The 14,544-nt window shown below is 66.2% G+C and carries 17 protein-coding genes; 8 read left to right on the top strand and 9 right to left on the bottom strand.

Annotation, left to right across the window (positions count from 1 at the left end):
• Positions 1-6 precede the first annotated feature (6 nt).
• Entirely contained in the window at positions 7-570 is a 564-nt protein-coding gene (locus HYG77_RS22845; protein WP_109332788.1) for a type 1 glutamine amidotransferase domain-containing protein, read from the top strand.
• Here the strand turns inward: HYG77_RS22845 and HYG77_RS22840 are convergent, their stop codons facing one another.
• The 3 genes from HYG77_RS22840 to HYG77_RS22830 form a co-directional block, all read right to left on the bottom strand.
• The gene (locus HYG77_RS22840) at positions 571-1,047 is read right to left on the bottom strand and encodes a DUF4383 domain-containing protein (protein WP_109332789.1); all 477 of its coding nucleotides are present in this window, start codon (positions 1,045-1,047) and stop codon (positions 571-573) included.
• Between the two features lie 87 nt (positions 1,048-1,134).
• A complete protein-coding gene (locus HYG77_RS22835; protein WP_109332791.1) occupies positions 1,135-2,322 on the bottom strand; it encodes a sensor histidine kinase in 1,188 nt (395 codons plus the stop codon).
• Between the two features lies 1 nt (position 2,323).
• A complete protein-coding gene (locus HYG77_RS22830; protein ID WP_208963490.1) occupies positions 2,324-2,950 on the bottom strand; it encodes a response regulator transcription factor in 627 nt (208 codons plus the stop codon).
• Between the two features lie 263 nt (positions 2,951-3,213).
• Between HYG77_RS22830 and HYG77_RS22825 the strand changes: the two genes are divergently transcribed.
• Positions 3,214-3,690: a hypothetical protein gene (locus tag HYG77_RS22825; protein ID WP_109332793.1), complete on the top strand. Its 477-nt coding sequence runs from the start codon at positions 3,214-3,216 to the stop codon at positions 3,688-3,690.
• 58 nt (positions 3,691-3,748) lie between these two features.
• Positions 3,749-3,895: a hypothetical protein gene (locus HYG77_RS22820; RefSeq protein ID WP_208960719.1), complete on the top strand. Its 147-nt coding sequence runs from the start codon at positions 3,749-3,751 to the stop codon at positions 3,893-3,895.
• Between the two features lie 54 nt (positions 3,896-3,949).
• Here the strand turns inward: HYG77_RS22820 and HYG77_RS22815 are convergent, their stop codons facing one another.
• Genes HYG77_RS22815 through dnaK form a run of 4 tightly spaced genes read right to left on the bottom strand, consistent with a single transcriptional unit; the run spans position 3,950 to position 8,043 of the window.
• Positions 3,950-4,357 carry a helix-turn-helix domain-containing protein gene (locus tag HYG77_RS22815; protein WP_109332794.1) on the bottom strand — a complete coding sequence of 136 codons (408 nt, stop codon included), beginning with the start codon at positions 4,355-4,357 and terminating at the stop codon, positions 3,950-3,952.
• Positions 4,357-5,529 (bottom strand): molecular chaperone DnaJ, encoded by a 1,173-nt coding sequence (gene dnaJ / locus HYG77_RS22810; RefSeq protein ID WP_109332797.1) that lies wholly within the window; start codon positions 5,527-5,529, stop codon positions 4,357-4,359. Before dnaJ ends, HYG77_RS22815 begins: the two co-directional genes overlap by 1 nt.
• 22 nt (positions 5,530-5,551) lie before the next feature.
• Positions 5,552-6,202 carry a nucleotide exchange factor GrpE gene (gene grpE / locus HYG77_RS22805; protein WP_109332798.1) on the bottom strand — a complete coding sequence of 217 codons (651 nt, stop codon included), beginning with the start codon at positions 6,200-6,202 and terminating at the stop codon, positions 5,552-5,554.
• Positions 6,199-8,043: a molecular chaperone DnaK gene (gene dnaK / locus HYG77_RS22800; RefSeq protein WP_109332799.1), complete on the bottom strand. Its 1,845-nt coding sequence runs from the start codon at positions 8,041-8,043 to the stop codon at positions 6,199-6,201. The genes grpE and dnaK overlap by 4 nt, the downstream gene beginning before the upstream one ends.
• A 463-nt stretch (positions 8,044-8,506) precedes the next feature.
• Here dnaK and HYG77_RS22795 point away from each other — a divergent pair, with 463 nt between their 5' ends.
• The gene (locus HYG77_RS22795; RefSeq protein ID WP_208960718.1) at positions 8,507-9,073 is read left to right on the top strand and encodes a hypothetical protein; all 567 of its coding nucleotides are present in this window, start codon (positions 8,507-8,509) and stop codon (positions 9,071-9,073) included.
• 6 nt (positions 9,074-9,079) lie between these two features.
• On the opposite strand, the gene HYG77_RS22790 is transcribed toward HYG77_RS22795, so the two are convergent.
• A complete protein-coding gene (locus HYG77_RS22790; RefSeq protein WP_109332813.1) occupies positions 9,080-9,340 on the bottom strand; it encodes a hypothetical protein in 261 nt (86 codons plus the stop codon).
• Positions 9,341-9,737: 397 nt separating this feature from the next.
• Positions 9,738-10,001 carry a hypothetical protein gene (locus HYG77_RS22785; protein WP_208960717.1) on the bottom strand — a complete coding sequence of 88 codons (264 nt, stop codon included), beginning with the start codon at positions 9,999-10,001 and terminating at the stop codon, positions 9,738-9,740.
• A 99-nt stretch (positions 10,002-10,100) separates the two neighbouring features.
• Between HYG77_RS22785 and HYG77_RS22780 the strand changes: the two genes are divergently transcribed.
• The 4 genes from HYG77_RS22780 (at position 10,101) to HYG77_RS22765 (ending at position 14,541) form a co-directional block, all read left to right on the top strand.
• Positions 10,101-10,643 (top strand): DinB family protein, encoded by a 543-nt coding sequence (locus HYG77_RS22780; protein WP_208960716.1) that lies wholly within the window; start codon positions 10,101-10,103, stop codon positions 10,641-10,643.
• Positions 10,644-10,754: 111 nt separating this feature from the next.
• A complete protein-coding gene (gene galT / locus HYG77_RS22775) occupies positions 10,755-11,921 on the top strand; it encodes a galactose-1-phosphate uridylyltransferase (RefSeq protein WP_208960715.1) in 1,167 nt (388 codons plus the stop codon).
• The gene (gene galK / locus HYG77_RS22770) at positions 11,918-13,111 is read left to right on the top strand and encodes a galactokinase (protein WP_208960714.1); all 1,194 of its coding nucleotides are present in this window, start codon (positions 11,918-11,920) and stop codon (positions 13,109-13,111) included. Before galT ends, galK begins: the two co-directional genes overlap by 4 nt.
• A 110-nt stretch (positions 13,112-13,221) precedes the next feature.
• Positions 13,222-14,541, top strand: coding sequence for a DUF2252 domain-containing protein (locus tag HYG77_RS22765; RefSeq protein WP_208960713.1), 1,320 nt, complete (start codon positions 13,222-13,224; stop codon positions 14,539-14,541).
• The last annotated feature ends 3 nt before the right edge of the window (positions 14,542-14,544 follow it).

Here is a 14,544-nt window from a genome sequence, read left to right as displayed (position 1 = left end):
GTAGCCATGACATCGGCTGAAACACTGCGCGGCCGGAAAGTTGCCATCCTCGCCACCGACGGCGTCGAAGAAGTCGAGCTCGTCGAACCACGCAGGGCAGTCGAGGACGCCGGCGCGGAGGTGCGTCTGATTTCGTTGTCCCCCGGCCGTATTCAGGCCATGAAGTCGGACGTCAACGAGGCCGGAACCTATGAGGTCGACGCCGTTGTCGGTGATGTGTCGGTGGAAGACTTCGACGCGTTGATCCTTCCCGGCGGCACCACCAACCCCGACCACCTGCGCCAGGACGAGTCGGCAGTCGGCTTCGTCCGCGACTTCGTGAACTCCGGCAGACCTGTCGGCGTCATCTGCCACGGACCCTGGACCCTGGTCGAAGCCGACGTGGTCCGCGGCCGCACACTCACGTCCTATCCGAGCGTGCGCACGGATATTCGCAATGCGGGCGGCAACGTCGTCGACGAAGAGGTCGTGGTCGACAACGGATTGGTGTCGAGCCGCAACCCCGACGACCTCCCCGCCTTCTGTTCGAAGATCGTCGAGGAGTTCGCCGAGGGTCGCCACGACCGGTGATCAGTCCATGGGCGAGTGCGGACGGGTCGCGTCGGTTGCCGGCGTGGCCCCCATCCGTGCCGTCAGCACACCCAGTCCGATCATCCCGACACCGAGCACGAAGTGCAGCCAGTTGTCGGCCGTGTTGACCGGCACGAAGTTGGCGGAACTTTCCTGATCGATGAGGAGCCCGTAGATCCACAGCACGAGATAGATCACGCCACCGCCGATGAGGAACAGGCGTGCGGTGTGTGCCGCCCGCGCCAGGACGATGCCGGCCACACCGAACAGCAGGTGCACGACGTTGTGCAGGATCGACACCTGGAAGATCCCCAGCAGCTTCGCTTCCGAGTGGTGGCCCGCACCGCTGAGGGCGTCGTAGTCCGTGGTGATTCCCGGAATGAACCCGAGTATCCCGACGAGCAAGAACACCGCACCCACGGCGAGGGCAGCGATCTGCACCGGCGAACGGGTGACAGACGCATCACGTGTACTCATAGCACTCCTTTTCTAGGCGACATCTTTGAGGCGACATCGGATGCTCACCGTTTACCCAGCGTGGAATGCCATCAACCGATTGGGCGTTCAGTCTGCGTCGGGCACGGTGACCACCACCCGCGTTCCCCTCCCGGGCGCCGAGGTCAGATCGAACGAGCCGCCGAAACTTTCTACCCGGACGATGTGTGACGCCAGCCCGATGTGGCCCTGCGCCACCCGCTTCGGAACGACGGCGGGGTCGAATCCGGCGCCGTCGTCCTCGACAGTCATGACCAACCGCCCGCGCTCGCGGGTGAGCCGCAACTCGACGGTCGTGGCCTGAGCATGCCTGCCCACGTTCGCCAGGAGTTCACTGGCCACCCGGTAGAGCAGTTCCTTCGCGGCCGGATGCCCCACCTCGTCGAGGGCCGTCCGCACCTCGAGGCCACCGCGGTGTGCATGTGTGTCGGCCAGTTCGCGCAACGCCGCGGTGAGTCCGAGCTGGGCGAGCACCTGGGGATGCAGCGTCGTCACCGTGGAGCGCAGTTGGCCTGCGGCCTCTCGTAATGCGGACTCGGCAGCGGTGAGCCTGTCGTCCGGATGCCTCTCCAGGGCCTCCTCGACGTCGAGGCGGGCGGCGAGAACGTTCTGCAACGGGCCGTCGTGCACATTCTCGGCCAGCTGCCTGCGTTCACGTTGTTCGGCATCCATCGATTCAGCGACCAACTGTTTACGGACGTCGAGCAGTGAGATGACTGTGGCCGATCGCCGGACGAGGACATAGGACAGCGCAGTGGTCGCGGCCGCGAGCCACAACAGGAAGCCGACATACAGGTACACCTCGTCCGGGAAGCCGACGGCATCGTCGCGCTTGGAGTACACGATCCAGACGGCCTGATATCCCACGGCCGTACAGAGTCCGACTATCGCCGTCAGACGGGGCCGGTACTGGAAGGCCACCGAGATCGGCAGCAGGAAGAACACCGGCAGCAACACCGACGTCGCACCGCCCGAGGCGATACACAAGGCCAGCACTGCGGTGACGTCGACGGCGGTGGACGCCCACCCCGCCCACGGGCCCACCTCCCGCATGAGCACGACGGCGAGCCAGATCACGGCGACGAGTGCGTAGACGATGAGCAGACCGGTGAAAACGTCCGGCTGCCAATGCGATACGTGGATCACCGGGCCCAGTAATGCCATGAGCCCGATGAGCGGCAACCGGAGCACGGCCGTGACCCGAACCGCTTCGGTGGTGTAGCGCCGGACTACGCGCCGCTGGAAGGGAGCCGGCACGTCACTCCAGCAGCCCGCGTCGCATCGCCTCGGCGACGGCGGCGGCCCGATCGCTCACACCCAGCTTGTCGTACAGGCGTTGTACGTGCGTCTTCACCGTCGACGGAGCGAGATACAGCTCGCGGGCGATCGTGGGGATGCTCTGCCCCCGGGCGATCAACACCAGCACCTCCCGCTCGCGGCCACTGAGTGTGGGCCCGGCCGGTTCACTGCGGCGACGAACTTCGCCTGCCAGTCCCACGGCCAGGGACGCCGGCAGCACGTCGCGGCCCTGCGCGCACTCGCGGACGGCCAGGACGATCTCGGCGCGGGTCGACTCCTTCGGCAGGAATCCCGCGGCCCCCTCCTGCAGCGCGTGATACACGATCGCCGACTCGTCATGGGCCGACAGCAGAAGCACTCGCGTGGTCAGTTCGGCCTTGCGCACCGCCGCCGCCACCTGCGCACCGTCGAGTTCGGGCATGCGGTAATCGAGCAGCGCGACATCCGGCACCAGGGAACGGATGAGTGCGAGGGCCGCGGCACCGTCGTCGGCCTCCCCGACCACCTCGATGTCCTCGCTGGCGACGAGCGCCCGGACCACTCCGTCCCGGAAGATCGGATGGTCGTCGCCCACCACGACACGCACGATGCTCACGGCGCGGCTCGATGCGATGTGACTCCGGCGAAGCCCATTGCTCACTTTCTCACGAGACGAGGCCCGCGCGGAGCACTTCGCGGCGAAGGTGTCCCCCGATCGGTGGACCTCGAGTTCATCCCGCTCTCCGTCCTGTCGGTGGACAGACGTCGGCCCTGATCCGCGACATAGTTGATGCACACCGGAAACGGGACACGGACACCGAGTTCCACTCCCCCACAGACTCTTTCCTACCGAGCACAGGAGAATCCACCATGCGTACCCCCACCCGCCGCCGCGTAGCCCTGTTTTTCGCCCTGCCCGCCACGGTACTGACCGTCGCCGGTCTCGCCGTGGCCGCAAGCGGTGTCGCCACCGCCGGAACGATGCCGACGTCGGGCCCCACGATCGCGATGACGATCAGCAACGACACCGACCTGCCGATGGTCCTCGCGGGTTCGTCGAACCCCTACGGGCAGTGGATTCAAGCGCCGTCGGACTACCTCGCCCCGCACAGCAGCCAGATCGTGAAGGCATTCTCCAACGACCCGAACGGCGTCGAGGTGGACGCCACCTACTCGCTACCCGGTGGTGCTCAGGCCGTGTTCCGCGCCGACAACTACAGCAACACCACCGACGTGGACGGCACTCGCGTGGACGCCGACTTCGGCCACACCTACGGCATCAGCAGCTGGATCGACTCCGGCTACCCGAACATGAACGTCGGCTACCACCTGTACGGACATCCCTGACGATCCGACCGACTACCGATCCTTATCGACCACCGAACTTTCGACGAAAGCAGAGACCATGATCATGCACGTCAACGACACCCCCACCCCGACAGTCTCCCGAACGATGTGGACCACCGAGGAGATCAAGGCACGTCTCGAGGAGATGGACATTCCGCGCACACGCACTCGCCGCGGGTCCCGCTGGGGCAACCGCGACCGATAACCACCGCTGGGTCAGCGTTTGTGTCACCGCTAAGCCAGCGCTTGTGTTACTCGATCAGCGTTTGTGTCTGGGCTTCCAGACGACGAGTGCGTTGCTGCGGGGGATGGGAACGAGGTCACGCCGGTAGCCGGCGTGTACCTGAGCGAGTTCCTCGGCCAGCTCCCGCACCCGGTGTTGTAGCGCTTCCACCTGATTGGTGAGTTCGATGATGCGCTTGATACCGGCGAGGTTGACACCCTCGTCCTGGGAGAGGCGCTGGACCTCGCGGAGCAGTGCGACGTCGCGCGGGGAATAGCGTCGGCCGCCACCCTGGGTGCGGTGCGGGGTGACGAGGCCCAGACGGTCGTAGTTACGCAACGTCTGGGCGTGCATCCCCGCAAGCTCCGCCGCTACCGAGATCACGAAGATCTGGGCATCGGGGTCAACGGACGCGTCGTGTGGTTCCTGAGTTGTATCGGTCATCACGCACCTGCCCACCCGGCCCTGGGGTCGAACCCACTGGCCTTTTCGGCTTCCAGATAGGTTTTCAATGCGTCGACTGCGGGGTCGTCCAGTTTCTGCGGTACCGCAATCTTGACGGTGACCAGCAAGTCACCTGCCCCGCCGCCACGCTTGGGGACGCCTCTGCCGCGGACGCGGAGGATGCGTCCGTCCGCTGTTCCCGCCGGAATCTTCACGCCGACACGCCCCTCCAAGGTGGGGACGGAGACGGTCGTACCGAGCACGAGTTCACCGTAGCTGACCGGCACCACGACGGTGAGGTCGTCGCCGTTGCGGCCGAACACCTTGTCGGGTCGCACCCGCACGGTGACGAACAGATCACCCGACGGCGCACCGCGCAGGCCCGCCTCCCCCTGCCCGGCCAGCCGGATCTTCTGGCCGTCACTGACACCGGCCGGAACGCGGACCGTGATGGTGCGGGTGCGGTTGGTCACCCCGTTGCCGTGGCACACCTCGCACGGAGAATCGATGATGGAGCCGGTACCGCGGCAGTCGTCACACGGTTCGCTGAAACCGAAGGCGCCCTGGTTGCGGCTGACGATCCCGGTTCCGTTGCAGCGGGGGCATACCCGCGGGCTGGTTCCCGGCTTGGCTCCGCTGCCGTGGCACGTGGTGCACGGCGATGGGCTGGTGAGGCGCAGCGGAACCGTGACACCAAGAGTGGCCTCACGGAATTCGAGCGTCGTCTCGGTCTCCACGTCGCTTCCACGACGCGGACGACTGGACGTGCGGGTGGCGCCGCCGCCGGCACCGCGGTTGAACAGTCCTCCGAAGAGGTCACCGAGTCCGTCGGCCGCGGCGCCGCCACCGCCGAACAGGTCGTTGATGTCGAAACCGCCCTGGCTGAAGCCACCACCGGCTCCGGGGCTGAATCCACCCCGGCCGAAACCGCCGCTGGCGAACAGGCGCCGGGCTTCGTCGTACTCCTTGCGTTTTGCGGGATCCGACAGCACGGCGTGCGCCTCACTGACGGACTTGAACCGCTCCTCCGCCTTGGTGTCGCCGGGGTTCGCATCCGGGTGGAGGTCGCGGGCGAGCTTGCGATACGCCTTCTTGATCTCGTCCGCGGACGCGTCGGACGAGACGCCCAGCTCCTTGTAGAAGTCCTTCTCGATCCACTCCCGTTGGCTCACTGGGCGTCTCCTCCTCTCGCTCTTATTCTTGTTCCGACTCGGCGGGCTGTGCAGCCTCGTCGGAGGTATTCTCTCCGCCTTCGACGCGATCGATCACAGCTACCATCGCATGCCGCAGGACGCGGTCACCGAATTTGTAGCCCTTTCGCATCACGGTGCCCAGCACGGGATCGTGACCGTCTCCCTCGTGCTGCACTGCCTCGTGCAGCGACGGGTCGAACGGATCGCCCTCCGCGCCGAACTCGCTCAGACCCAGAGAGGTGAGCGCGCCGGTGAGCTTGTCTGCCACAGCCTTGAGCGGCCCCGAGTCGAGGTCGCCGTGGCTGCGTGCCCGATCGAGATCGTCGAGCACACCGATGAGTTCACCGACCACCGACGCCTTGGCCGACTCGATGTCGACCTGCTTGTCACGCTGGACGCGGCGACGGTAGTTCGCGTACTCGGCCTGCAGTCGCTGCAGGTCGGCGGTGCGCTCGGCCAGCTCGTCCCTCTCGGGCGCAGCAGCCTGCTCCTGCACTTCCCCTTCGTCCACCGAGCCGGGCTGCGGAGCGGCGGCGGCGCCCGCGAGGGACTCCGTCACCGGTTCCGCTTCCCGCACCTGACCGGTCTCGGGGTCGATCTTCCGCTTGTCCACGAAAGTGACCGGTTCCTGCTCGGTGTTGTCGGACGTCACTTCTTCTCCGCGTCGGAAGGCTCGTCCACGACCTCGGCGTCGACCACGTCATCGGAGCCGTTGCTGCCGGCGCCGTCGGTGTTCGCCGCCTCTTCAGCAGCGCTCGCCTCGTAGATCGCCTGGCCCAGGGCCTGCGACTCCGTGGCCAGCTTCTCCACCGCGGACTTGACCGCTGCGATGTCCGTGCCGGCCAGGGCGTCGTTGGCTTCCTTGATGGCAGCCTCGACCTTCTCCTTGACGTCTCCGGACACCTTGTCCTCGTTGTCCTTGATGAACTTCTCGGTCTGGTGCACCAGCGACTCGGCCTGGTTGCGAACCTCGGCCTCCTCGCGACGCGCCTTGTCCTCCTCGGCGTGCGCTTCCGCGTCCTTGATCATGCGGTCGATCTCTTCCTTGGACAGACCGGAGCCGTCCTGGATCTTGATCGTGTTTTCCTTACCGGTGCCCTTGTCCTTCGCGGTCACGTGCACGATGCCGTTGGCATCGATGTCGAAGGTGACCTCGATCTGCGGCACGCCCCGCGGAGCGGGCGGCAGTTCGGTGAGCTCGAAGGAACCGAGGAGCTTGTTGTGCGAGGCGATCTCGCGCTCACCCTGGAACACCTGGATCTGCACCGACGGCTGGTTGTCGTCGGCCGTGGTGAAGGTCTCGGACCGCTTGGTCGGGATGGTGGTGTTGCGCTCGATGAGCTTGGTCATCACCCCACCCTTGGTCTCGATACCGAGCGAGAGCGGCGTGACGTCGAGGAGCAGCACGTCCTTGACCTCACCCTTGAGGACACCGGCCTGCAGGGCAGCGCCCACGGCGACGACCTCGTCCGGGTTCACGCCCTTGTTGGGCTCACGGCCGCCGGTGAGCTCCCGAACCAGGTCGGAGACGGCGGGCATGCGGGTGGAACCACCGACGAGCACTACGTGGTCGATGTCCTTGACCGCGATACCGCTGTCCTTGATGACTGCCTGGAACGGGGCACGGGTGCGGTCGAGCAGATCGGAGGTGATCTTCTGGAATTCGCTGCGCGAGAGCTGTTCGTCGAGGAACAGCGGGTTCTTGTCCGCGTCGACGGTGATGTAGGGCAGGTTGATCGAGGTGCTCTGCGAGGAGCTCAGCTCGATCTTCGCCTTCTCCGCCGCCTCACGCAGGCGCTGCAGCGCCATCTTGTCCTTGGTCAGGTCGATGCCGTTCTGACTCTTGAACTTCTCCACGAGCCAGTCGACGATGCGCTGGTCCCAGTCGTCACCACCGAGGTGGTTGTCACCGGAGGTGGCGCGGACCTCGACGACGCCGTCACCGATCTCGAGCAGTGAGACGTCGAAGGTGCCGCCACCGAGGTCGAACACCAGGATGGTCTGTTCCTTGTCGCCCTTGTCCAGGCCGTAGGCGAGTGCCGCGGCGGTGGGCTCGTTGACGATGCGCAGCACATTCAGGCCGGCGATCTGGCCGGCTTCCTTCGTCGCCTGACGCTGGGCGTCCTCGAAGTAGGCGGGGACGGTGATCACGGCGTCCGTGATGTCTTCACCCAGGTATGCCTCGGCGTCACGCTTGAGCTTCATGAGCGTGCGCGCGCTGATTTCCTGAGGGGTGTACTTCTTGCCGTCGATTTCCACGTTCCAGTCGGTGCCGATGTGGCGCTTGACGGAGCGGATGGTGCGGTCGACGTTGGTGACCGCCTGGTTCTTGGCGGGCTGGCCGACCAGCACCTCGCCGTTCTTGGCGAAGGCGACGATCGACGGGGTGGTGCGAGAGCCTTCGGCGTTGGCGACCACTACGGGCTCGCCGCCTTCCAGCACAGACACGACCGAGTTCGTTGTACCGAGGTCGATACCGACCGCACGAGCCATAGTGTTCCTCACTTTCGTTTTGCAGTTCCGGAGGCAGAGTTTTTTCGTACCGAACTGCGATGTTGGCGCTTGGTGAGCGCCCTCGGCTCAAGTTTGCACCCGAACCGCGTCGGGAGTCAATTCGAACTTGAGTCCAGGGCACTCAAGGTTGTCAGAAGGCTCAACGGGCCGTACTCCCGATTTGTTCCCAGCCGCTGCGGACATCTTCCCGGCCGTCGACAGCACCCTGCTGTCCCACCCCGCGGCCAGGTCGTCGAGACGGTGAATGTACCTTTCGGCGCATCTGAGGCGTCGAAAGGTACATTCACCCGGTGGAGGGTGTGTCCGGCTGAACCGGTGGCAGCCAAGTGGAGGAGATCACCCTGTGACTGCGCTGCGGAACGCAGCTCTCCGGGAATCGGTCGCAGCGCACCACTGAGCGAGTCGGCACGGTCGCTCGCGACATCTCGATAGGATTCCCACCGTGACGACACCCGAACAGCCGCCACGGCGCCCGGCCCCGCCGCGGCCCGTCCCGCCCCGTCCGGAGTTCGCGGTTACGCCCCTGCGCACCACGCCGACCGACTCCACCCCGAAGGCAGTGACGGTCTCACTGACCGCGTGGATAGGTTCGTTCGTCGTTCTCGCCGGCATTGCGGGTGCGGTGACTCTGGACCTTCGCGCCGTGCGTGATGCACTCGAGGCCTCGGTGGCCGCGGAGAATCCCGCTGACTCCGCACAGGACATCACCGACACGGTGAATTTCACGCTGATTGCCAGCGGCGCCATCGCGGTCGTGCTTATTCTCCTGGCACTCCTCGGCATACAGCTCCTCCGGGCCCGAAAAATGGCGGGCCTCGTCACGCTGGTGGTGATCGGCCTCCTCAGCGCGGCCGGTGGCGTCGGATTCTGGACCCTTCTGTCGGACGCCGGCGACGCCACGGCAGGGGTGTTGCAGTGGGCGCCGCTGGCCTACAGCGCACTGGTCGCCGTCGGCGTCCTCGCCCTGTTCGCGCCCGGAGTGTCCGCCTGGTTGCACCGACGCCGCTGATCCGGCTCAGGCCTGGCACGAATCCGTGCTGCCCGCGAACTCGGGATCGGGGTCGTATTCCTTGTTCGACGTGCCGGAGTACTCGGGATCGGGGTCGTACTCGTCGTTGGTCGTCCCGGTGAAGTCCGGATCCGGGTCGTACTCGTCGTTGCTCGTTCCCTCATAGGAAGAGTTGCACGCCGGAGTGGCTGCCGCCACCTGTGTGACCGATGCGGCGCCGAAGAAGAGTGCCGCGGCCGCCAGGGCAGTAAGCGTGGTACGGAACATGATTGGGACCTTTCAGAGATGACCGAGTGAGGTAACCGAGCGGGGTGAACCGGGCAGCGCGGGCAGATCGAAGAAGACGCGGCATCACAGCAGGACGAGACAGGCAGGGGGCGACGTACACCGGATCTGTGGGGGCGGCCTGTGCGCGGGCTCCTCGGTGCCCCACCCCGGATACTGCACACCGGAAGCGTGAAAGCCGTGTACGTGACCGTTCATATGGCGCACTTCCCACACCTCGGTGGAGACCGGCTCCACAACTTTGTCGACTCGTCCCAAGTCCATCGACCGTTCGTTGGCCCGACTCGAGTTGGTGATGTCGAAGCGGCGCGTCACCGAGGGGATACCCAATTTCGGACGGAAAAACAGTTGTCGGCGAACTCCTTTTCCGCGACGGGCACTATGCGCCGCCGTTGACCTCGACGCCCGGCTTCGCCTCACTGCCGAACGGGTCGACGTCACCGAGGAATCGGCCGCCTTCCGTGGGGCGAATATCACCGGACAGGCTGTCCCCCAGCAGATGTCGTCGGTACCGAGGTGTTGCCGCGACACGGTCGACCGCCTCACGCCCAACGCACCGGCCCCACGACCACCCAGTGGCCGCGGCTCCGATGTCGGCAGAAGTTTCATGGTTGAAATCCTGCGCTGCAGCCGGTGTCGGCACATCCAGGAAGGCACCCAACTTCGACCCCGAGAAACACCCCGAGACTGCCCTGCCTAACAAGGACCGTTTCTGACCGCAATACCGCCTATCGTTCTGTTCATGACCACTTCTGAGAAGCCCTCGATCACCGGCGAATGCGCGGACATTCTGCAGATCCTGCAGGAGCAGCGAGCCACCTTGCTCATCACCGTCCGCGGCATCGACGACGCGCAGGCACGTCAGCGCTCCACCGTCAGCGACCTGACACTCGGCGGCCTGATCAAGCACGTGTCCCACACCGAAAAGCACTGGGTCGAAACCATTCTCGAACCGGACGAGAACGCGGAGTTCGACATGGAATCGGCGATGGAGCAGTACTACATGCGAGAGGACGAAACCCTCGAGGGGCTTCTGGCCGATTATGCCGAGGTGGCCCGCGCGACGGAGACCGCGCTGGCGGGCCTGAGCGACCTGGACGTACTCATCCCGCTCCCCACCGCGCCGTGGGCACCTGAGCGGCAGTGGTGGACAATCCGCCGGACCCTGCTCCACATCATTCGGGAGACCGGCCACCACTCCGGTCACGCCGACATCATTCGCGAATCCCTCGACGGTGCCAACACGACGAAGACGATGGGCACCGACGCCGGTATGGAGTTCTGAGAGGTCGACGCATCACCCATCGTCCCTCGACGCCGGGATACCGTGAGGAGATGCCCTCGAAGCAGCGCGTTCGGGGCACTCGGTCGTTCGGCAAGAGGGAAGGATTGCTCGATGGCGGTGCGTGACGAGGAAAGCGCGCTGCGAGCGCCTGCCGGGAGCAGGGTGCGTAAAACCCGGACGAGGCTGGCAGACGGGCGCGAGCTCATCTACTTCGACGACTCGGAGCCGTACGTCTCCGGTGCGGCCACCCGTGAACTGGTCGATTCCAGGCCTCTGCCACCCGCCGTCTCGCAGTCGCAGATGCGTTTCGACGTCCTCACGGGTGAGTGGGTTGTCATCGCGGCGCAGCGAATGGATCGCACGTTCCTCCCCCCTGCCGACGCGTCACCACTCGCCCCGAGCCGGCCCGGTAAGCCGCCCACCGAAATACCCGCCGACGACTACGACGTCGTCGTCTTCGAGAACCGCTTTCCCGCGTTGGCGACCGTTGCAGAGGAACAGCACCTTCCCGGGCGCGTCGATGACGAACCACTGTGGCCGCTGGCCCAGGCGTCGGGCCGATGCGAGGTGGTCTGCTTCAGCAGCGACCCCGACGCGCGGTTCTCGTCCTTGGACCCCGGCCGGGTCCGCACCGTGATCGACGTCTGGGCCGACCGCACCGCCGAACTGTCTGCGCTGACCGGGATCCGCCAGGTGTTCTGCTTCGAGAACCGCGGTAGGGAGATCGGGGTGACGCTGACCCACCCTCATGGGCAGATCTACGCCTACCCATTCCTGCCGGCGCGCACCGCCACGCTGATCCAGCGGTCGCGCGCACACGTCGCGCGGACGGGCAGGCTGTTGCTGTCGGACGTGCTCGACGCGGAAAAACGCGCGGGCCGGCGGATCGTCCTTGCCGCCGAGCATTGGACTGCCTATGTGCCCGCTGCCTCCCGGTGGCCGCTCGAAATGCACCTCGCGCCGCACCGCGACGTCCGAGACCTCGCCGAACTCGACGACGCCCAACGTGACGAACTCGCGCTCGTCTACCTCGAACTGCTGCGGCGGGTCGACCGCTTCTTCGACGGCCTCGACGCCGTCCCCTACATCGCCGCATGGCATCAGGCGCCGGTGGGCGACGATCGCCCCTTCGGGCGCCTGTACCTCCAGCTGTACTCGATGATGCGGTCGCCCGGCCGGATGAAGTACCTGGCGGGTTCCGAGTCGAGCATGGGCGCCTGGATCAATGACACCACCCCGGAACGCATCGCCGACCGCCTGCGCGAGGTGGCCTCGTGACGGCACCATCTCGGGTGGAACCCGCCGACGCCTACACCGTCGCTGCGGGCGCGGAAGCCCTGTTCCGCAGCACCTTCGGTGGAGCCGCTGACGGCGTGTGGGCCGCACCCGGGCGAGTCAACCTCATCGGCGAGCACGTCGACTACGCGGGCGGGCTCGTTCTCCCGTTCGCACTCCCCTACGTCACCGTGGTGGCCGCCCGCATCCGGAACGACGACCTGATGCGCTGCGTCTCCACCCACACCACCGACAGGTGGCAGGGTGCAGTGTCCGAGGTGGCGCCGGGACGTCCGTCCGGGTGGGCCGCCTACCTGGCGGGTGTGCTGTGGGCGTTACGCGAATCGGGCATCGCGCCGGCAGGAACAGGCTTCGACGTCGCGGTGCACTCCACGGTTCCCGTCGGTTCGGGGCTGTCGAGTTCGGCGGCGCTGGAATGCGCGTTCGCGCTCGCCGTCGCCGACTCGCTCGGGCTGCCCACGAACACGGACGGACGCCGGACGCTGATCGACGCGTGCATCCGGGCGGAGAACGAGATCGTCGGGGCGGCGACCGGGGGAATGGATCAGTCGGTCGCGATGCTCGCCCGGCCCGGGCACGCCCTGCTGCTGGATTGCCGCAGCGGCGACAGCCGCCTCGTTCCCCTCGACTTCGCGTCGGCGGGCGCCCAACTCCTGGTGATGGATACCAACGCTCCGCACAGACTGGCCGACGGGCAGTACGGCGCGCGGCGGGCGACGATCGAGCGGGCGTGCACGGACCTGGGTGTGGACACGCTGCGGGAGATTCGCGACGTGGACGGCGCACTCGCCGCGCTGACGGTGCCGCAGTCGGTGCCGCGGGTGCGGCACGTTCTCGCCGAAATTCGGCGCGTCGTCGAGGTGACCGAGCTGCTGGCGCAGAACCGCATCGCCGACATCGGGGACGTCCTGACCCGTTCCCATCTCTCGTTGCGAGACGACTACGAGGTCAGCTCCGTCGAACTGGACTGCGCCGTCGAGGCCGCCCTCGACGCCGGAGCGTGGGGAGCGCGAATGACCGGGGGCGGTTTCGGCGGCTCGGCCATCGCCCTCGTTCCGGTCGACCGGGTCGAAGACGTGGTCGCACACGTACTCCACAGGGCCGCATCCGCTTCGTTGCCCACCCCGCAGTTCCTGTCCGCCACGCCGTCGTCCGCGGCGCGCCGACTCTGAGACGGGATCGTGCGAGTCCTTTCGCCAGCGGTGGTACGAGCAGTGTCGCTAACGTGGGTAGTCCGGTGACGCCCACGTGCGGGTATCGGACTCGCGACAAGGAGGGCATTGTGAACGATGCCGATTCGACCAGGCAGAAGCAGATTGTCGGCGCCCTCGTCGAGGCGTTTGCCGATCTCATGGAGGCAGACCCGAGCGCTTTCCGTACCAAGTTCCGGAAGATGGCGGCCAACCCGTTCGCCTTCTACCGGGGCAGTGCCTGCCTGTTCTACAACGACATCCGGGACTTCGACGACCCCTGGGCAGATGACCGCACCAGCAGGGTGTGGATCCACGGCGACCTGCACCTGGAGAACTTCGGAACCTACATGAACTCGGAGGGCACCCTGGTCTTCGACGTCAACGACTTCGACGAGGCCTACGTCGGGCACTTCAGCTGGGACCTTCGGCGCTTCGTGGCCAGCCTCGCGCTGATGGGCTGGCAGAAGGCTCTGCCCGAGAGTGATGTTCGGGCACTGGCAGAGACCTATCTGCGTACGTACGTCGAACAGGTCATGCACTACGTACAGCAGGAGGCGGACGACGCGTACGCGCTGCGACTGGACAACTCCCGCGGCAGTATCCACGACCTTCTCCTGCAGGCCCGCCTCGCCACCCGTGTCAGCCTCCTCGACTCCGTCACGGTGCTCGACGATTACGACCGGCACTTCCGCCGCGGTCGCGGGGTCCGGGAACTGGACGAGAACGAACGCGACACCGTGTGCGAGTCGCTGGACGCCTACATCGAACGAGTGCCCCCCAACAAGAGGTCGGAGCGCCCGGTTTTCTATCGCATCAAAGATGTGGTGGGGCGCAAGGGCTTCGGGATCGGCAGCGCCGGACTGCCGGCGTACAACGTGCTCATCGAGGGCGCAACCCAGGCACTGGAGAACGACATCGTGCTGTCCATCAAGCAGGGCAATGTCGCGGCCCCGAGCCGCATCGTCGACGAGCCGGCCGTCCGCAACTACTTCGAGCACGAGGGTCACCGCACCGTGGTGAGCCAGCGCGCCCTGCAGGTCCACACCGATCCCCTGCTCGGCTACACCGAGATCGGGGACACCGGATTCGTGGTCGCCGAACTGTCACCGTACGAACTGGACCTCGACTGGTCCGACCTCACCGAACCGGAGGAGATCGCCCCCGTGCTCGAAGACCTCGGCCGGGCGACCGCGAAGGTTCACTGCGTCTCCGACGAGGACAGTGATCAGACCCTGGTCACATTCCAGACCGAGGACGCCATCCATGGTGTGATCGAGGGTCGGCTCGACCAGTTCGTCGAGGAGATCATCGACTTCGGGCTCGCGTATGCGGAGGTGAGCCGCAAGGATCACCAGCTGTTCGTGGAGGCATTCCGGGAAGGCGAAATCGCGGGCGTCTCGGCAACCTGACGC

Origin of the sequence: Rhodococcus sp. ZPP (assembly GCF_017656075.1) — a bacterium.
Lineage (GTDB): Bacteria > Actinomycetota > Actinomycetes > Mycobacteriales > Mycobacteriaceae > Rhodococcus_F > Rhodococcus_F oxybenzonivorans.
This window is presented reverse-complemented; position numbering and strand designations above follow the sequence as displayed.